The organism is Bengtsoniella intestinalis, assembly GCF_039719005.1.
Classification (GTDB): Bacteria; Bacillota; Clostridia; order Oscillospirales; family Oscillospiraceae; genus Oscillibacter; species Oscillibacter intestinalis.
Genome location: NZ_CP133584.1, coordinates 261,264 through 279,869, shown reverse-complemented (window position 1 = coordinate 279,869; position 18,606 = coordinate 261,264). Strand labels below are relative to the sequence as shown.

The following is an 18,606-nucleotide window of genomic DNA, read 5'->3' as shown; positions in this document are numbered from 1 at the left end:
GCCTCCGCCCTTCTTTCTTATAAGGTGTATAGTTTCAAGATACCATCTTCGATGGTGGCCTTCACTTGAGAAATGGGTTGCTCATAATGGGAAATAATCTCCATCGCCAATGGGTCTTCCAACTCTTTTTGGATGGTGCGGCGCAAGTTACGAGCACCATATACCGCAGAATAAGACTTCTCACTGATCCACTGCACCAACCCATCATCATAGGTCAATGTAATGGCTTTTTCTTGCAAGCTTTGGCACAGTTCCTCCAGCATCATCTTAGCAATATAGCCGAAATCCTCTTCGCTGAGACGGTTAAAACAGACAATCTCATCCACGCGGTTGATAAATTCAGGGCGTAAGAACCCTTCTAATGCTTTCATCATGCGGTCACGGTTTTGTTCATTCATGGTGCGCCCAAAACCAACTGACCCTTCCTTACGGTCACTGCCAGCATTGGAAGTCATGACGATGATGGTGTTTTCAAAATTCACTTTACGCCCATGGGCATCGGTGATTTGTCCATCGTCCAAAATTTGTAACAACACATTGAGTACATCAGGATGGGCTTTTTCGATTTCATCAAATAAAACCACAGCGTAAGGCTTGCGACGGATTTTCTCGGTCAACTGTCCTGCTTCATCATAGCCCACATAACCAGGAGGGGCACCGATGATGCGAGAAACAGCGTGTTTTTCCATAAATTCCGACATATCCAGTCGAATCAGCGCCTCTGGGGTATTGAACAAATCGGTGGCCAATTGCTTCACCAACTCCGTTTTACCCACACCAGTGGAGCCTACGAAAATAAAGCTGACAGGCTTATGCTTGGCGGAAATGCCCACACGGTTACGGCGCACAGCGGCGGTGACAGAGGCAATGGCCTCGTCTTGCCCAATCAAATGGGCCTTCAATCGCCCTTCCAATTGACTCAAGCGGTGGAATTCTTCTTCACGGATGCGATTGGCTGGAATCTTCGTCCACAGCTCAATAACGTGGGCCAGATTTTCCATGGTCAATTGGGGGTCACCCTTTTCAATCAAAACATCCAGCTCGGTTTGCAACTGCAATTCCTTGCTTTTAATCTCCGCCATACGGGCATAATCCAACTCCCCATCATCAGTGGCGGCGATTTCTTCAATCAGCGTCCGCTCCAAGGCATAGTCTGCCATGGTTTTTTGAATGGTCATTCGGCGAGAGATATCAGGGTCTTTCAAGTTCAAGTCAGAACAAGCTTCGTCAATCAAGTCAATGGCCTTGTCTGGCAGGAATCGGTCAGTGATGTAACGTTCGCTGAGCATGACTGCTTGACGCAAAATCCCGTCACTCAAAGCCACGCCATGGAACTTTTCATAATGGGGTGCCAACCCACGGAGAATTTCAATGGTTTCCTCCAAGGATGGCTCGTTCACCGTCACAGGTTGGAAGCGACGTTCCAAAGCTGTATCTTTTTCAATGCTTTTGCGGTATTCATTAAAAGTGGTGGCACCAATGACTTGGATTTCCCCACGAGAGAGGGCTGGCTTTAAAATGTTGGCCGCATTCATGCTACCTTCTGCGTCCCCAGCGCCTACAATATTATGAACCTCGTCAATGACTAGAATCACATTGCCCAGCTTTTTCAGCTCATCAATCAAGCCTTTCATACGGCTTTCAAATTGACCACGGAATTGAGTCCCAGCCACCAAGGCCGTCAAATCCAACAAGTGGACTTGCTTATCTTGCAACTTAAAGGGCACATTGCCATCGGCAATCCGCTGTGCCAAGCCTTCGGCAATGGCGGTTTTGCCCACACCGGGTTCCCCGATGAGGCAGGGGTTATTCTTTTGGCGGCGGTTTAGAATTTGCACCACACGTTCAATCTCTTGCCCGCGCCCAATGACAGGGTCAAGTTTGCCAGCTCTGGCACGATTGGTGAGATTGATGCAATATTGGTCAAGGAATTTTTGTTTGTTGTCCTTTTTCCCATCTTTGCGCTCTTTTCCCTTGCTACGAGGTGGCTCCGCCCCTTCTTCTTGGGGTGGAACGGGGCTGTTGTCTCCAGAAAACAGGCGATTTAAAAAGGGGAAGGTGGCGGTTTTGCCTTCTTCCTCATCACCTGCTGGCAAATCCTCTACGGTTTCAATGCCATCAAAGGCACTGGACATTTCTTGAGAAATGGTGTCTAAATCTGCATCGGTAATGCCCATTTGTTGCATCATTTCCCCCACTTGGGGTACACCCAGCTCTTTTGCGCATTTCAAGCACAAACCTTGGCTGGTGGTGGCGTCCCCTTCCATTTTGGAAATGAACACCACAGCTATATTCTTTTTACATCTTGAACAAATTGTAGGTTGCATATTGTTGAATCCTCCAGATATTGCATGGTTGTTCACCCAATGTCATCCAGTTCTTAACTCAATGGCATTGATTATTCACCAGATACTACTTATTATAACACAAGACAAATCCTTTGTGTTATGCAAATTTTTCTAGATTATGGGGCGACTATTTCGGCACGCTCTCTACCAAAAATAACCACAGACCCATCACTTTGCATAAGGGCATGGCTGGCATAATCCAGCCCACCAATGGTGGCATACATAGACAACTCAGATGTATAAATCACCAATTTTTCACTATATAAAACAGCGATATAATTGCCAGAAATTGTGATATCCATCACTTCTTCGTTGATAGATAAGGAACCCAATTCCGTGCCACTACTGTCTAGCGTCACCAAACGACCTTCATTACCAGCTTGGTAACGATTGAGCAAAATGACAGAAAATTGTGACGTAGTACAATCGTATCCACGGAGATATTCCCCATCAAAATCATATTGCGCCACCAAATCGCCATCCATATTCACATACGAGAGCTCCGTGTCGCCCAAAAGAACCAAATTGTCCCCTTGCTGACCCACCTCTAAAGGCAACACCCCAGAGAGGTTGGCGCTATGGCTCATTTGTGTATCCGTCAACGGATAATAAAGCAATTGGGAAACAAAATCCGTTCCATCTGCCCCCAACGCCACCGCAATCAATGTGGTGTTGTCATCGCTGACATACCCTTCCAATACAAATCGCGTGGCCGAGTTAAAGGAGTAAATCAAATTGGACTTGGCATCGTAGACACTAGTGGTGGTTTTATAGCCAGAGCTTTCATGGGTCAAGGTCAAGTAATCACTGTGGTTTAAAGTGGCAGACACCAAACTGGCACCCCCCTCTATCACCCCTTGATACACCAACCCATTAGCATCGAACACATAGTAATCATCGCCCCCCACATCATAGGCCACCGCATGGTTGGTGCCCACTTCTAGGGATGGGTTTTGCATATAGCAAAGCTCCGTAAAGAGCAATTCACCACCAAAACTTTGCACTTCCACTTTGGTTTTAGACAGCGCCACCAAGGTGTCCCCTAGCAATACAAATTGGGTTTGGGTTCCGTCATCATATTGATAGGCCGTACTATCGTCGCCAATTGTGTAGGAGAAAAAGCGGTTGACCGCATCAAAACCTGTGCCGTCACGATAGGCCGCCACCACCACAACGGTGATGACAATGATGGCGATGATGCCAAATATACGCCCATAGTCTCGCTTTGGCTCTTTCGTTGTCTCATCCATTGAGTCGTTCATCTTCATACCATAACCTCGTCATATAAAGACCACCCGCTGGCACAGTGGGGCCAGCGGCAGAGCGGTCTCCTCGCTCTAAAATTGCAGGGATTTCCTCAGGCAGGAACTTCCCTTCTGCGGCATATAACACGGTGCCAGTGATGGCACGCACCATATTATATAAAAATCCATCGGCGCAAACCTTCAACTCCAACAGCTCACCGTTGCGGGCCACATGGCAATAGTGAATGGTGCGCACCGTGGTTTTAGTAGGCGTTCCAACAGAACGCACAGCCCGAAAATCATGGGTACCCACAAACATATTCGCCGCCCGATTTAAAAAGACTTCATCTAACTTTTTGGGGTAAAAATAGGCACGGTTCACATAAAACGGATTTTTAATTTTGGAATTGTAAATCCGATAGGTATACTCTTTTTTGATGCAAGAACCGATGGCGTTAAAATCCTCAGCCACCTCAAAGGCCGCCTCCACCGCAATGTCTGGCGGTGTGTGGGTGTTAATAGCTAGCGGCAACCGCTCCACTGGAATTTTGGAAGTGGTGCGGAAATTGGCAATATACCGCTCAGCGTGAACACCTGCGTCGGTGCGGCCACAGCCCACCAATTGAACAGGGTGACCGCAGATTTTCTCAATGGCAATTTGTATGGTTTCGCAGACTGAGGTTTCGGTTTTTTGTACCTGCCACCCATGGTAAGCGGTGCCGTTGTACATCAATTTTAAAGCAATATTGCGCATGGTTTCTCCTTCACTCTTATAAAATGAACGCCGCCACCAAAATCACCACGCCCAGTGCCAGTGCCACATAATCACGCAAGGCATAGCGGAGCACATGGAGCTTGGTACGCCCATCACCACCGTGGTAACAACGGCTTTCCATGGCAATGGCTAGCTCGTCAGCGCGGCGGAAGGCGCTGATAAATAAGGGCACCAACAAAGGCAACATAGCCTTGGCCTTTTGCATCAAATTGCCACTTTCAAAGTCAGCACCACGCGCCTTTTGTGCCGACATAATCTTATCGGTTTCCTCAATCAATGTGGGGATAAACCGCAAGGCAATGGACATCATCATCGACAGCTCATGGACAGGCACCTTGATTTTTTTCAAAGGGTTTAAGAGCTGTTCCAATCCATCGGTCAACCGAATGGGACTGGTGGTATAGGTCATCAAAAAGGTGCCCATAATCAGCAGTAAAATCCGCATCACCATAAAGCTTGCGTTGATAACCCCTTGCCATGAGATTGAAATAATCCACCACGAGAAAATAGGATCACCAGCGGTGAAAAACAAGTTTAAAAGCCCTGTAAACACCACAATCAGCACCACAGGCTTCAGCCCACGCACCAACACTTTGAGTCCAACTTTTGAGACACGCACACAGGTCAATAGCACAACAGCCATCATGGCATAGCCATAGACCGTGCTGGCATTGAACAAGGCGATGACGTATAGGGTCACCAGAATGATTTTAGTGCGAGGGTCAAGGCAGTGCGCCATGGTATTGCCGGGAAAATATTGCCCCAACGTAATATCTTTTAACATGATGCCCCCTCCCCTCTCAGCACCAACAATTGGCGCTCTAAGGCTTCCACGGTATACACCGCAGGGTCGATGGGCAAGCCTTTTGCGTGAAGCGCCATGGCAACACGGGTCACCTGTGGCACATCCAAACCAGCTTGGGTCAAGGCCTCAGCGCAGGCAAATACCTGTTCAGGGGTGCCATCCATCAACACGTTGGCATCTTTGAGCACCAAAATACGGTCAACATTTTGGGCAATTTCCTCCATGCTATGGCTCACCAAAATCACAGTGGCGCCTTGATTGCGATGATAATCACGGATGTTGGCCAACAAATTGTCTCGCCCAGCAGGGTCAAGACCAGCAGTGGGTTCGTCCAGCACCAACACACGAGGCTCCATAGCCAGCACCCCAGCCAAAGCCACACGTCGCTTTTGTCCACCAGAGAGCTCAAAGGGAGATTTCTCCAACAAATCAGGGGTCAAACCAACGATTTTCGCCGCATTGCGGATGCAAGCATCCAGTTCCTCCCCTGTTTTACCCATATTAGTTGGGCCAAAGGCAATGTCTTTATACACCGTTTCTTCAAACAGTTGGTACTCTGGATATTGGAACACAATCCCCACTTGGAATCGGATTTTGCGGATTTCTCTTGGATTTTTCCAAATATTTTCCCCATCTAATAACACCTCACCACTGGTGGGCTTTAACAGGCCATTTAGATGCTGAATCAAGGTAGATTTCCCTGACCCAGTGTGTCCAATAATGCCTACAAAACTGCCTTCTTCAATGGCAAAATCCATCCCATTGACAGCGCTACGTTCAAACGGGGTGCCTGCACCATAGGTATGAACAAGGTTTTTTACTTCTAAAATCGGTTTTTGCATGGTTATTTCCTCAAAACACGCAGAATTTCATCAGCGCAGTCTTCCACGGATAATTGGTCAATGGCAACGTCAAGACCTTGGGCTTGCAAACGATAGAGCACATCCACCGTATCTGGCACAGTTAAGCCCAGTTTCCGCAGTTTCCCCACTTGGGTAAACACGGTTTTGGGTGTGCCGTCCATCACCACCTGTCCATGGTTCATCACCACCACGCGGTCAGCGTGCTCGGCTTCATTCATGTGATGGGTGATGAGCACAACGGTGATGTTTTTCTCGCGGTTCAATCGTTCCACCACTTCTAGCACCTCTCGGCGACCAATAGGGTCTAGCATGGCGGTGGCTTCGTCCAATACGATGCACGCAGGTTCCATGGCGATGACCCCAGCGATGGCAATGCGCTGTTTTTGCCCGCCAGAGAGCAGGTGTGGCGCGTGGCGCACAAAGTCGCTCATCCCCACCGCTGCCAAAGCATCGTCTACACGCTGGCGAATATCTGCACTTTCAACCCCCATATTTTCAGGGCCAAAAGCGACATCTTCTTCCACCACGTTGGCGGTAATCTGATTGTCTGGGTTTTGGAACACCATCCCCAAGCGTTGGCGAATGGCCAATAGCAATGCTGGGTCTTGGGTGTCCATGCCGTCTATCAGCACTTGTCCACCTGAGGGAAGCAAAATACCGTTAAAGGTTTTGGCTAAGGTGGATTTTCCTGACCCATTATGACCTAAAACAACCACAAAAGAGCCCGTTTCTAAGGTCAACGACACTCCATTGACAGCCAGTGTAGGCGCGCCATCATCTTCGGTGGCAGGGTAAGAAAATACCAAATCTTTGGTTTCAATCATGGTTTTGTCCTTTCTAGGGGAAGGTTATTCGCTAAACCACCGACCAGTGGCACCGCAAGGCAATGCCAAACCAGTTTGGGTCACAGGCAAGCCCAGTTCATCCCAAGTGCACTTGCCGCCGTATTTTTCAGCCACCAACAAGTGCAACAAATACCCCAGTACTGAAGGGGCAAGACCTGTGGTGTAAGAGTTGATAATCACAAACAGTGGCTTGTCAGACAGGACACCTGCACACAGCTTCACAAAGGGATACAGGTTTTCTTCCAACTTCCACACTTCCCCACTGGGGCCACGACCATAAGAGGGTGGGTCCATGATGATGGCGTCATATTGTTTGCCACGGCGAATTTCACGCTCCACAAACTTGGCGCAATCGTCTACAATCCAACGGATAGGCGCTTCTTCTAAGCCAGAGAGCTTGGCATTTTCCTTGCCCCAAGCCACCATGCCTTTTGCCGCATCCACGTGGCACACCGATGCACCAGCCTTGGCGCAAGCCACGGTGGCACCACCCGTGTAACCGAACAGGTTTAGCACACGGATAGGACGGTCAGCATTGCGGATTTTATCCATGGCAAAATCCCAGTTAGCAGCTTGTTCTGGGAAAATCCCAGTGTGTTTAAAATTCATAGGCTTAACTTGCAAGGTTATATCACGGTAACGCATTTGCCAACTTTCTGGCAAAGATTTCTTTTCCCAATGACCGCCCCCCGTTTGAGAGCGTTGATAACGACCGTTGGCACGTTTCCAACCGGGATGACGCTGTGGGGTCTCCCAAATGGCCTGTGGGTCAGGGCGCACTAAAATTTGCTTGCCCCAGCGTTCTAGCTTTTCACCGCCACCGCAGTCAAGCAATTCGTAATCGTCCCAATGTTCTGCAATCCACATAAAATTTATAGTCCTCCATCTATCTGGTTCGTAAATATATTAAATCAGTATATGATACCACAAAATCACCCCTTCCGTCAATGGATTGGGTGTAAAAAAACGAGAGATAGCGCCGCTATCTCTCGTTCAAACTGCAGTTAAATGAAGTGTAAATTCTCCAAAACGCTAATCCATAAAAAAATGGTCAAAATGGCACCCAGTGAGGTGGCTGCCACAATCTGCCCTGCCAGCTCATAATCAGCGCCCATCATCTGCGCCATGGCTGTGGAGGACACTGCCGTGGGGCTAGCTGCTAAACAGAAAATAGGAATCAACTCAATGCCTCTAAACCCGAGGAAAATCCCTACACTGATATACAATAATGGACACGCAATTAGCCGCGCCACCGCACAAAACACCATCTGTTTCCACGAACCCTTCAACTGCTCCATACGCAAGCTGGCCCCCAGAGCCAGCAATGCCAACGGCGTAGCCATAGCCGACAAATCACTCATCACATCTGTGATTAAAACAGGTATTGTAAGGCCAATTAACTTTACAGCCAAACCTGACAATGCGGCGATGATAATGGGGTGCTTGAGCATACTTTTGCCGATGCGTTTGAAGTCACAACCTCGGTCAGAATACCACTCCAAGGCAAACACCGACAACGCGTTGATGATCGGCACCACAACCGCAATGGCCACAGCCGTAATGCTCACCGCCTCATCTCCATACACCGCTTGTGCCACAGGAATACCAAAGAGCACAAAGTTACTGCGGTAAATCCCTTGAATCATGGACGCACGCTTGGGGTTACTGGGCTCAATGCGCGGAATAATCACCATACAAAGCGCAAAGGTAATCAGAGATAAGCACAAAACTGTGGTAATCAGCTTTGGGGAGAAATCCTGTTCAAAATCACTGTTGTAAATGCTTAAAAACACCACCAACGGTAAGCAAAGCTGAAACACCAGTTGGTTCAGCTTCCCCACCGTGGGTGGGTCAATCTTCTTCACACGGCGCAGCACATAGCCCACAACCATAAATGCAAACAGGGGGAATACCACTGAAAAGGCTAATATCAATCCATCCATGTGTATCACTTTCTTTCTATAAAACCAGGCAGAAAACCATGGTTTCCTGCCCAGTTAAACACAATTTACTTGCCTGCTGCTTCTTTTTGACGCACCAGATAATCGTCATAATTGCCCAGATAATCAGTCAAAGCGCCTTGCTTAAATTCCATGATACGGTTTGCCACAGTTTGGACAATTTCATGGTCATGGGAGGAAAACAAGGTGACACCCTTATAGTCAATCAAACCGTTGTTGACGGCGGTGATGGATTCCAAATCCAAGTGGTTGGTGGGTTGGTCTAGCACCAAGGTGTTAGAGCCGAACAGCATCATGCGAGACAGCATACAACGCACTTTTTCGCCACCAGAGAGCACCTTCACAGCCTTAAACACATCGTCCCCAGAGAACAACATACGACCCAAGAAGGTACGCATAAAAGATTCGGTGGTTTCGGGGGTGTATTGGCTCAGCCATTGCACCAAGTTATCGTCGCAATCGTTGAAGAAGGCGGAGTTATCCATGGGGAAATAGCTGGTAGAGATGGTGGTGCCCCATTTGTAGGAGCCTTCATCTGGTTCCATTTCGCCCATAATGATTTTAAACAAAGTGGTGTTGGCAATTTCATCCTCGCCCACGAAGGCAATCTTGTCTTCACGGTTGACGCGGAAAGACACATTATCCAGCACCTTCACACCGTCCAAAGTCTTGGACAGGTTTTCCACTAGCAAAATGTCCTTGCCGCATTCACGCTCTTGTTGGAAGCCCACAAACGGATAACGACGAGAGGAAGAAGGCATTTCTTCCACGCTCAGCTTATCCAACAGTTTTCGACGAGAGGTAGCTTGCTTAGACTTAGACTTGTTGGCAGAGAAGCGTTCGATGAAGGACTGTAATTCCTTAATTTTTTCTTCATTTTTACGGTTTTGGTCTTTCATCATCTTTTGCACCATTTGGCTAGACTCATACCAGAACTCGTAGTTACCCACGTACATCTTGATTTGACCATAGTCCACGTCCACGATGTTGGTACACACGGTGTTCAAGAAGTGACGGTCATGGCTCACCACCAAAATAAGGCCTTCGTATTCCATCAAGAAATCTTCTAGCCATTCAATGGCGGCGATGTCCAAGTGGTTGGTAGGTTCGTCAAGGAGGATGATGTCAGGCTTACCGAACAAAGCTTGTGCCAGCAAAATCTTCACCTTTTCCTTTGCAGTCAGGCTAGACATTTCTTGGTACAAAATATCGTTGGAAAGGCCAAGACCTTGCACCAAACGGCTGGCGTTAGACTCAGATTCCCAACCGTCCATTTCGGCAAACTCACCTTCCAACTCAGAGGCACGGACGCCATCCTCATCGGTGAAATCTTCCTTTTCGTACAAGGCATCTTTTTCCTTCATGATGTTGTACAAACGCTCATTGCCCATGATAACTGTGTCTAGCACAGTGTACTCATCGTAGCGGAAATGGTCTTGCTTCAGCACAGACATACGTTCGGTTTTGGGGATAATCACTTCCCCTGTAGAGGGATCTAAATCCCCAGAGAGCACACGCAAAAAGGTGGTTTTACCTGCACCATTGGCACCGATGATGCCGTAGCAGTTGCCAGGGGTGAATTTCAAATCAACGTGCTTAAACAGAGGCACGCCACTAAAGTTGACACTGACGTCAATAACAGTAATCATGAATTTTTTCCTTTAAATTAATAGAATTGTTACACCGTATATGCACGATGGAATACTTTTTTGCCCTTTTTGATGATGATGCCGTCGCCAGCAAAATCACCTTGTGCATAGGGGGTATCAAAGGCGGTAGGCTTGCCATCAGCGATGGATACGCCACCTTGTTGAATCAGGCGTCGGGCTTCACCATTAGACCCCACCAGACCACAGGCTACCAACAGCTTGGCGGCAATTATCTTGCCGTCTTCAAACAAATCAGCAGTCAGTTCCGTGGCAGGCATATTGTCCAAAGAGCCACCGCCAGCAAACAAACCCTTAGCGGTTTCTTCGGCCTTTTTGGCTTCTTCTTCCCCGTGGACAAGCTTGGTCAGCTCGAAGGCCAGAATTTCCTTGGCACGGTTTAGCTCACTGCCTTCCCAGCCGTCCATGGCACGGATTTCTTCCATGGGCAAGAAGGTCAGCATACGGATGCACTTGAGCACATCGTCGTCGCCTACGTTACGCCAGTATTGATAGAATTCGTAAGGTGCGGTCTTGTTGGGGTCCAGCCAAACAGCACCGTTGGCAGTCTTGCCCATCTTCTTGCCTTCGGAGTTCATCAGCAAGGTGATGGTCATGGCGTGGGCATCTTCGCCCAGCTTACGACGAATCAGTTCGGTGCCGCCCAACATATTGCTCCATTGGTCGTTGCCGCCAAACTGCATATTACAGCCATAGTGTTTGAACAGATGATAGAAGTCGTAAGACTGCATAATCATGTAGTTAAATTCCAAGAAGGACAAGCCTTTTTCCATGCGTTGCTTGTAGCACTCAGCACGGAGCATATTGTTGACAGAGAAGCAAGCCCCCACTTCGCGCAGTAGTTCCACATAGTTCAAACCCATGAGCCAGTCGGCGTTATCCACCATTTGAGCCTTGCCTTCACCGAATTCGATGAAGCGCTCCATTTGGGTTTTGAAGCAATCGCAATTGTGGCGAATGGTTTCTGTGGTCAGCACGTTACGCAAATCGCTACGGCCAGAGGGGTCACCCACCATGCCAGTGCCACCGCCGATGAGCGCGATGGGGCGGTTGCCAGCCATTTGCAGACGTTTCATCAAACACAGCGCCATAAAGTGTCCCACGTGGAGAGAGTCAGCAGTGGGGTCAAAGCCAATGTAAAACACAGCCTTACCAGCGTTGATCATTTCCTTGATTTCTGCTTCGTTGGTCACTTGGGCGATGAGGCCCCGTTCTACCAGTTCTTCATAAATTTGCATATCTGTAATCTCCTTCAATGTTTGTCGGATTTCGTAAAAAACCCTCCATCCTCTTGGGATAGAGGGCACAATTTATAACACTATTATAATATAGAGTAATCACCAAAAAGTCAACGATAATTTTGATGAATTTACCAAAACTTCAAGACTTTCTTTTATCAAAACCAAGATACCACCGTTGGAACTGCCCAGATGGCACCTGTGATGATGGCGAACACCAATCCCACAATCCGACGCACCTTGAAATAGGCATCGGTGGGTTCTTCGGTGGCCTTCCATTTTTCAAAGGTGCGCCATGTCCAACGTGGGTTGATGGCAGTAATCAAACTGGCAAAAAAGGCAATGCCGATGAAGGCGGAGATAATATTAAGTGCAATGGAAATTCCCATAGGCATGGTTTATCCCTCCAGTCCGTTTCGGTAGGTGGTAGCGCTGTCTAACAATTCTCCTGCACTTTGCAGTAGCGCCTCACTAATCACATCACCACCGCTGATACGGGCCAATTCTGCCATACGTTTGGAACGGTCAAGCTCCAAAAGTTCTGTAAAGGTTCTTCCCTTTACTTCTCCTTTAGTAACAGCAAAATGCACATCTGCCATGGCTGCCAATTGGGGCAAATGGGTCACGCAGAGCACTTGCTTGTGGCGAGAAACCTGCGCCAGCTTTTGCGCCACTTTTTGTGCCGCCCGACCAGATACGCCCGTGTCCACTTCATCGAACACCATGGTGGCAATGGCCTCTTGCTCGGCCAAAACATTCTTTAACCCAAGCATAATCCGCGCCAATTCACCGCCAGATGCTACCTTGGCGATGGGCTTTACCGCCTCACCAGCGTTGGCTGACATCAAGAAGCGAATGGTATCGCAACCGTCTATGGCTGGTGCTTTGGATGTGAATTCAATGACAAATTGAATTTTGTGCATATCCAAATCTCGCAGTTCTTGCAAGATACGCACTTCCAATTCTTTGGCAGCAGATTGCCGTGCCTTGGTTAATACGCCACCTGCCTCCACCACAGCTTTTTCTGCCTTGGCCAGCTTCCCTTGCAGGCGCACCAACGTGTCATCAGCCGTTTGAATGTCATCCAATTCTTTGCGGCATTTATCAAGATATTGCAATATTTCTGCTATAGTATTACCGTATTTCTTCTCTAATCGATAAATCAGGTCACTACGCGACTCCACTGCATCCAGCTCTGCTGGAGAGAATTCAAAGGCGCTCCGTTGATCCCCAATCCACTCTGCCAAATCATAGGCATCGCTTTGCACTTGGGACAATTGGGCGTATAACTTCCCCAAATCTTCGCTTAAATTGCGGATAGGCGCCAAGGCTTGCAGCGCCTGCTTCATCAGCGCCACTGCCCCCATAGACTCATCGTCGCCACCCATGGCATAGTCAGCGCCAGACAAAGCAGTCAAATACTTTTCACCGTTGCGAAGCAGATTCCGACGAGCCAGCAGTTCTTCTTCTTCCCCATCTTGCAACTCTGCACGCTCTATTTCCTTGATTTGAAAGCGCAAACTGTCCATTTTCCGAATTTTTTCCGCTTCATCCATCTGCAAAGATTTAATTTGGCTTTGCAGGGCTTGATAGGATTCAAATGCAGTTTGATAGGCAAAAAGAGGCTGTTGAATGTTGCCAAAACGGTCTAAATACACACCGTGTAAGGTCTCATCCATCAACTGTTGTCCATCATGTTGACCATGAATATTCAGAAGATCTTGCCCCACTTGGCGTAATTGACTCACAGAGACAGGACGACCGTTGATACGGCAGGTATTTTTCCCATCGATGGTCAACTCTCGCTGTAATAGCAATTCTCCGTTTTCATCGGGGACAATTCCCTGTTCTACCAACGCTGGCAACGTAGGGTTGACATGGGAAAACAAGCCGCTGACAAAGGCACGATTGGCCCCTGTGCGAATGAGTTCCCGTGACGTACGTCCCCCTAAAACAGCACCCATCGCATCAATGATGATGGACTTCCCTGCCCCTGTTTCACCAGTCAAAGCATTGAATCCCACATGAAAACGAATGTCTGCTTGTTCAATCAAAGCAATCTGTTCAATGTGTAGCAGTTCTAACATTTCTTACTCCTACTTGCATTGTAAAGCAATTTAACTTTACAGCATCTCTCTCACTTCATTACACAGTTCTAGGGCTGAAGCACTGTCTCGCATCACCAAAAAAGCGGTGTCATCCCCTGCAAGGCTACCCACCATATAGGTCAAATCCATATCATCGATGGCAGCACAGGCCGCACTGGCCAAACCGGGCATAGTTTTCACCACCACCATATTTTGAGCGCAATCGATGCTAGTGATACTTTCCCGAAAAATGGTACGCAGACGCTCGGCGAAGTTAAGTCGTGTACGGTTGCCAGACACAGCGTACTTATACACCCCTTGCCCCACAGGTTCTTTGATCAAATGAAGTTGCTTGATGTCACGAGAAATAGTGGCTTGCGTGCTGGAAATGCCACGTTCTTGCAAGCGCAACAACAGTTGCTCTTGGGTTTCAACATTCTCGCTGGCGATGATGTCTAAAATCATAGATTGACGGTTATTTTTCATTGCCAAAACCTCCTGGTAACATTTTCTTTGCGAATACTTCGCAGAAACTTTTTTCACTTAAACGCACCAATTTCATCACAGATTTGGAGCGTTTTACAGTCACTATATCGTCAGAACGCAGGGAAAAACCACGGCTTTCGTCTACAAACAGGTACACAGGCTTACGACCGTTACGCTCTAATTGAATGGTCAACGTATGATCTGGAGACAACACGTAGGAAGAAAACCGCATATTGTGGGTACAAATGGGGCACACCACCATGGTTTGCGCCATAGGCTCAACCACAGGTCCCCCTGCAGAGAGTGCGTAGGCGGTAGAACCAGTGGGGGTTGCAATGATGACGCCATCTCCAGCAATATCCGCCAAGTGATGCCCGTCTGACTCAATCCGCAGGTGAATCACATGGGAGATAGGGCCTTCACGAATCACCGCATCATTGAGCCCGAGGTTTGTGTAAACCTGTTTGCCTTCACGGGTTACATGAACGTCTAACATCATACGATTTTCCACGGTGAAATCCCAGTCCTTTAGCTTATACAATGCTGACAACTCCAATGCCTCCAACTCTGCTACAAAGCCAAGGCTTCCCATATTGATGCCTAAAATGGGAATGCGATTCAATGCCGCAAGCTTGGCAAGATGCAAAATGGTGCCGTCACCACCAAAGGTGACTAGCAAGTCAGATTGGCGCAATTCCGGCAACAATGGCAACGCTTTATAGGGTGCGAAAATACCATCTTTTTGATCTCGAAACGGCGAACAAACAACGGTTTCAAAACCCATTTCTTTAAGAATTTTATCTGCCGCTTGGGTGGCCACCATCCCTCTATCGCGGTTGGGATTGGGGCATAAAATGATCCGTTTCATCAAATGTCACCTCCGTTTTGAGGCAGGGTTGCATGGGATTCAGCCACCAGCGCTTTCAAATCAAAATCAGGCTGGGGTGGTGCTTCCCCTTTTTGTAAAAAGCCTAAATATTCTAGATTTCCCTCAGGACCTTTGATGGGAGAATAGCTGATACCAAGAACTGTAAAGGCAGAAGCCTTTGCATGCTCTAAAAATTGTTCCAACACTTCTAAGTGGACAGCAGGGTCACGGACAACCCCTTTTTTACCCACCTTTTCTCGCCCAGCTTCAAACTGGGGCTTGATGAGACAGGCCACCTGTCCTTGGTCTCCCAACACACGGTGCACAGCAGGCAAAATCAAATTCAAGGAGATAAAACTAACATCGATAGAGGCAAAATCCAAAGGCTCTGGAATTTGTTCTCGGTCTAAATATCGTGCGTTGGTACGCTCCATACAAATCACACGTTCATCACTGCGTAATTTCCATGCCAGTTGCCCATAGCCCACATCCACGGCATACACCTTTTGCGCACCATTTTGCAACATACAATCGGTAAAACCACCAGTAGATGCACCAATATCACCGCAGATGGTATTTTCCAAGGAAATGGGGAACTCCGCCATAGCCTTTTCCAATTTCAAGCCGCCACGGCTCACATAACGCAGTAAATTCCCACGGACTTCCACCTCTGCATCCACGGCAATGGCAGTGCCAGGCTTGTCCACACGCTGTCCTTTCACAAACACTTGCCCGCTCATAATCACAGCCTGGGCTTTTTGCCGACTTTCTAGCAAATTTCGCTCTACTAAGAGCACATCTAGTCGCTTTTTCTCACTCATTGTTTCTCCTCCATCACAGCTTGGACAATGCCAGCGGCATCCAATCCAAAACTGTGCTCCAACTGCGCCACACTTCCTTGGGGCGCAAAGGTCTTCCCTAAATTTTTCAAAATCAGTCGCTTTGACCCACAGCCTTGCTGAGCCAAAATCGCACCAATTCGCTGACCCACACAGCCAGCGCCAAAGCAATCCTCCACCACAATCATGGTATTTTGATTGCCTAAGGTTTCTTGTAAATCACCAATATCAAGGGGGGCAATCCGGTTTAATTTCACCACTTTTGCCTGCACACCCAATGTTTCTAACGTGTGCGCCGCCTCTAACAAATGATTGACACACATCCCATACCCCACAAGAGTCACATCGGCACCGCTACGTAGCTCAACCGTGGTTTTCAAAGCCGTATCTTGGATAAATTCCCCTTCCCCACCCCGTGGGTAACGAATGGCCACAGGCCCCTCTTCTTGACTGGTCGCCCAGTGAAGCATAGTGGTCATTTCTGCATAATTGCTAGGACAAAGTACGGTAAAATTCGGAATTTGGCACAAATACTGCACATCTAAACAGCCATGATGGGTCTCCCCATCTGCACCCACTAAACCCGCACGGTCAATGCCAAACACCACAGGTAAACTTTGTAGCGCCACATCGTGGAACAGCATATCATATCCTCGTTGCAAAAAAGTGGAATAGACTGCAAACACAGGGCGCATCCCTGTCTTACATAGCCCAGCACTCATGGCAACGGCGTGGCCTTCAGCGATGGCCACATCAAAAAATCGCTCTGGATAGGCGATTTCAAAGGGTGAAAGCCCAGTGCCGTCAGCCATGGCGGCGGTGACGCCACAAAGCTTGGGGTTTTCACCGGCCAATGCGACCAACTCTGCCCCAAAGTGACTAGAAAAGCTATCACCGCTCTTGGTCACCCCTGTTTTGGGGTCAAAAGGTGAAACACCATGAAATTTACCGGGATTCTCTTCTGCAAAGCGATACCCTTTTCCTTTGATGGTTTTCACGTGCACCACCACAGGACATTGCAGTTTTTTTGCCCAGTCAAAGGTCTGGGTCAATTGCTGTATATCATGACCATCCACAGGCCCCAAATAGACAAATCCCATATCTTCAAACAAGGAGCTTTTGGGATAAATGGCACGCTTTAACGACGTTTTCACCTTATGGATTTGACGATACAATGGGTTTCTCTGAGGCTGTTTTCCAAACAAACTACGGTACCATTTTTTAAAGTGATAATACGATGGCTGGCATCGCAAATCCCGCAAATGTCGGTGCATCCCGCCCACATTAGGCTGAATGGACATACCATTGTCGTTCAAAATGACAATCAGTGGCAACTTAGAACCACCAGCATCACTGAGCCCCTCATAGGCAAGACCACCAGACAACGCCCCATCACCGATGAGAGCTAAAGCACTGCTATCCTTCCCCTGTAAAGCCAAAGCCCTTGCCATACCTAACGCCACTGAAACCGAGTTAGACGCGTGTCCTGCAATGAAGGCATCATGGGGGCTTTCATATGGTTTTGGGAATCCAGACAGCCCATCCCATTGCCGCAACGTATGAAATTGGTCTTTGCGACCAGTGAGCAATTTATGGACATAAGCCTGATGTCCCACATCAAATACCAACGGGTCTTGGAGTGTATCAAAAACACGATGGAGGGCGATGGTTAATTCCACCGCCCCTAGATTAGAGCTTAAATGCCCCCCAGTTTGGGCGACAGATTGTATTAAAAATTCACGAATTTCTCCGCTTAGCATCTCCAACTCTGAAAGGCTTAACTGCCTTACATCTGCTGGGCTATGAATGGTATCCAAAATCATAGACTTGCCTTTCTAGGTATCTTCTTTTTAGCGCCGACGGAACACATAGAGCACACGCCCCACCCAGTATATCACACGGGTGCTTTGATTGATGGCAATATTTTTACCGATGGCCTTGCCGCCGATGGTAAGACCAGAAATCAGTGCTGTCACTAGCACGCTAATGAGCACGCTAGAAACGGAAATCACGCTGTTAATTTGCAGTACAATGACGGCGGCGGTAGTACCACTGACGATGCCGCAAATATCACCCACCACGTCGTTACAAATACTAGACACACGCTCTGCTTTTTGCAAAAGTCCCAACGCTTCTTTGGCGCCTTTTTGCTTGCGAGCCGCCATGGAGCGAAAGGGTTTTGGGTCAGCGGCCGTCACCGCAACACCGATGACATCAAAGCAGATGCCCACCGTGATAAACAACAACAAAATCAGCACTGCAACAATTAAATCAGCACGCTGTAGCACTGTTTCTGATATCAAACTCAAGGTGGCAGATAGACACACTGCAATAAAAAAGATTCGCAAAATCCATTGAACCTGCGAATCTTCTTTGGCCTTTTTATTGGGTTTGTTCTTTTTCAAGAAAGTTCCTCCATTGACCAGTTGGTCAAATACAAAGTGATGTTGCTAAGGCAGCGGCAGCAAACAATGTAAATCTTACGGCTTAGGTACGGGTAGGATTTCCCCGTGACATACCTCTCGTTGCCGATGAAGGCGGTTCCCCTTTCAATATCACGTCATGGCGTTGCCAACCATG

17 protein-coding genes are annotated in these 18,606 nt (G+C 48.0%); all 17 read right to left on the bottom strand.

Going from position 1 to position 18,606, the window contains the following annotated elements; translation table 11 throughout:
• Positions 1-17 precede the first annotated feature (17 nt).
• The 17 genes from RFF05_RS01415 to RFF05_RS01335 all read right to left on the bottom strand — a co-directional run bounded on the left by RFF05_RS01415 (position 18) and on the right by RFF05_RS01335 (position 18,431).
• Positions 18-2,327, bottom strand: coding sequence for an AAA family ATPase (locus tag RFF05_RS01415; protein ID WP_409968464.1), 2,310 nt, complete (start codon positions 2,325-2,327; stop codon positions 18-20).
• A gap of 137 nt (positions 2,328-2,464) precedes the next feature.
• Positions 2,465-3,616, bottom strand: coding sequence for a DUF5711 family protein (locus RFF05_RS01410; RefSeq protein WP_409968463.1), 1,152 nt, complete (start codon positions 3,614-3,616; stop codon positions 2,465-2,467).
• On the bottom strand, positions 3,591-4,346 hold the full coding sequence (gene truA, locus RFF05_RS01405) for a tRNA pseudouridine(38-40) synthase TruA (protein ID WP_409968462.1): 756 nt from the start codon (positions 4,344-4,346) through the stop codon (positions 3,591-3,593). Before truA ends, RFF05_RS01410 begins: the two co-directional genes overlap by 26 nt.
• 16 nt (positions 4,347-4,362) lie before the next feature.
• Entirely contained in the window at positions 4,363-5,151 is a 789-nt protein-coding gene (locus tag RFF05_RS01400) for an energy-coupling factor transporter transmembrane component T family protein (protein ID WP_409968655.1), read from the bottom strand.
• Positions 5,145-6,014, bottom strand: coding sequence for an energy-coupling factor transporter ATPase (locus RFF05_RS01395; protein ID WP_409968461.1), 870 nt, complete (start codon positions 6,012-6,014; stop codon positions 5,145-5,147). Before RFF05_RS01395 ends, RFF05_RS01400 begins: the two co-directional genes overlap by 7 nt.
• Before the next feature lie 2 nt (positions 6,015-6,016).
• On the bottom strand, positions 6,017-6,859 hold the full coding sequence (locus tag RFF05_RS01390) for an energy-coupling factor transporter ATPase (protein ID WP_409968654.1): 843 nt from the start codon (positions 6,857-6,859) through the stop codon (positions 6,017-6,019).
• Between the two features lie 24 nt (positions 6,860-6,883).
• Positions 6,884-7,747 carry a class I SAM-dependent methyltransferase gene (locus RFF05_RS01385; protein WP_409968460.1) on the bottom strand — a complete coding sequence of 288 codons (864 nt, stop codon included), beginning with the start codon at positions 7,745-7,747 and terminating at the stop codon, positions 6,884-6,886.
• A gap of 137 nt (positions 7,748-7,884) precedes the next feature.
• Positions 7,885-8,823: an AEC family transporter gene (locus tag RFF05_RS01380; RefSeq protein WP_409968459.1), complete on the bottom strand. Its 939-nt coding sequence runs from the start codon at positions 8,821-8,823 to the stop codon at positions 7,885-7,887.
• A 65-nt stretch (positions 8,824-8,888) separates the two neighbouring features.
• The gene (locus RFF05_RS01375; RefSeq protein ID WP_409968458.1) at positions 8,889-10,490 is read right to left on the bottom strand and encodes an ABC-F family ATP-binding cassette domain-containing protein; all 1,602 of its coding nucleotides are present in this window, start codon (positions 10,488-10,490) and stop codon (positions 8,889-8,891) included.
• A 29-nt stretch (positions 10,491-10,519) separates the two neighbouring features.
• Entirely contained in the window at positions 10,520-11,746 is a 1,227-nt protein-coding gene (gene tyrS, locus RFF05_RS01370) for a tyrosine--tRNA ligase (protein WP_409968457.1), read from the bottom strand.
• A 158-nt stretch (positions 11,747-11,904) separates the two neighbouring features.
• Positions 11,905-12,141 carry a DUF6199 family natural product biosynthesis protein gene (locus RFF05_RS01365; protein WP_409968456.1) on the bottom strand — a complete coding sequence of 79 codons (237 nt, stop codon included), beginning with the start codon at positions 12,139-12,141 and terminating at the stop codon, positions 11,905-11,907.
• A gap of 3 nt (positions 12,142-12,144) precedes the next feature.
• Positions 12,145-13,833, bottom strand: a complete 1,689-nt coding sequence (gene recN, locus RFF05_RS01360) for a DNA repair protein RecN (protein ID WP_409968455.1) — start codon at positions 13,831-13,833, stop codon at positions 12,145-12,147.
• Between the two features lie 36 nt (positions 13,834-13,869).
• Positions 13,870-14,319, bottom strand: coding sequence for an arginine repressor (locus RFF05_RS01355; protein ID WP_409968454.1), 450 nt, complete (start codon positions 14,317-14,319; stop codon positions 13,870-13,872).
• Positions 14,309-15,187: an NAD(+)/NADH kinase gene (locus RFF05_RS01350; RefSeq protein WP_409968453.1), complete on the bottom strand. Its 879-nt coding sequence runs from the start codon at positions 15,185-15,187 to the stop codon at positions 14,309-14,311. Before RFF05_RS01350 ends, RFF05_RS01355 begins: the two co-directional genes overlap by 11 nt.
• Positions 15,187-16,008 (bottom strand): TlyA family RNA methyltransferase, encoded by an 822-nt coding sequence (locus RFF05_RS01345; protein ID WP_409968452.1) that lies wholly within the window; start codon positions 16,006-16,008, stop codon positions 15,187-15,189. The genes RFF05_RS01350 and RFF05_RS01345 overlap by 1 nt, the downstream gene beginning before the upstream one ends.
• Positions 16,005-17,849, bottom strand: a complete 1,845-nt coding sequence (dxs, locus tag RFF05_RS01340; protein WP_409968653.1) for a 1-deoxy-D-xylulose-5-phosphate synthase — start codon at positions 17,847-17,849, stop codon at positions 16,005-16,007. Before dxs ends, RFF05_RS01345 begins: the two co-directional genes overlap by 4 nt.
• A gap of 27 nt (positions 17,850-17,876) precedes the next feature.
• The gene (locus tag RFF05_RS01335; protein WP_409968652.1) at positions 17,877-18,431 is read right to left on the bottom strand and encodes a hypothetical protein; all 555 of its coding nucleotides are present in this window, start codon (positions 18,429-18,431) and stop codon (positions 17,877-17,879) included.
• Positions 18,432-18,606: the final 175 nt, after the last annotated feature.

Excerpts from the sequence above, each read along its gene's own strand:
- truA (WP_409968462.1), bottom strand. The coding sequence starts at position 4,346 with ATGCGCAATATTGCTTTAAAATTGATGTACAACGGCACCGCTTACCAT.
- RFF05_RS01355 (WP_409968454.1), bottom strand. The coding sequence starts at position 14,319 with ATGAAAAATAACCGTCAATCTATGATTTTAGACATCATCGCCAGCGAG.
- RFF05_RS01350 (WP_409968453.1), bottom strand. The coding sequence starts at position 15,187 with ATGAAACGGATCATTTTATGCCCCAATCCCAACCGCGATAGAGGGATG.
- RFF05_RS01395 (WP_409968461.1), bottom strand. The coding sequence starts at position 6,014 with ATGCAAAAACCGATTTTAGAAGTAAAAAACCTTGTTCATACCTATGGT.
- RFF05_RS01390 (WP_409968654.1), bottom strand. The coding sequence starts at position 6,859 with ATGATTGAAACCAAAGATTTGGTATTTTCTTACCCTGCCACCGAAGAT.
- RFF05_RS01415 (WP_409968464.1), bottom strand. The coding sequence starts at position 2,327 with ATGCAACCTACAATTTGTTCAAGATGTAAAAAGAATATAGCTGTGGTG.
- RFF05_RS01400 (WP_409968655.1), bottom strand. The coding sequence starts at position 5,151 with ATGTTAAAAGATATTACGTTGGGGCAATATTTTCCCGGCAATACCATG.
- RFF05_RS01380 (WP_409968459.1), bottom strand. The coding sequence starts at position 8,823 with ATGGATGGATTGATATTAGCCTTTTCAGTGGTATTCCCCCTGTTTGCA.
- tyrS (WP_409968457.1), bottom strand. The coding sequence starts at position 11,746 with ATGCAAATTTATGAAGAACTGGTAGAACGGGGCCTCATCGCCCAAGTG.
- RFF05_RS01345 (WP_409968452.1), bottom strand. The coding sequence starts at position 16,008 with ATGAGTGAGAAAAAGCGACTAGATGTGCTCTTAGTAGAGCGAAATTTG.
- recN (WP_409968455.1), bottom strand. The coding sequence starts at position 13,833 with ATGTTAGAACTGCTACACATTGAACAGATTGCTTTGATTGAACAAGCA.
- dxs (WP_409968653.1), bottom strand. The coding sequence starts at position 17,849 with ATGATTTTGGATACCATTCATAGCCCAGCAGATGTAAGGCAGTTAAGC.
- RFF05_RS01375 (WP_409968458.1), bottom strand. The coding sequence starts at position 10,490 with ATGATTACTGTTATTGACGTCAGTGTCAACTTTAGTGGCGTGCCTCTG.
- RFF05_RS01385 (WP_409968460.1), bottom strand. The coding sequence starts at position 7,747 with ATGTGGATTGCAGAACATTGGGACGATTACGAATTGCTTGACTGCGGT.
- RFF05_RS01365 (WP_409968456.1), bottom strand. The coding sequence starts at position 12,141 with ATGCCTATGGGAATTTCCATTGCACTTAATATTATCTCCGCCTTCATC.
- RFF05_RS01410 (WP_409968463.1), bottom strand. The coding sequence starts at position 3,616 with ATGAAGATGAACGACTCAATGGATGAGACAACGAAAGAGCCAAAGCGA.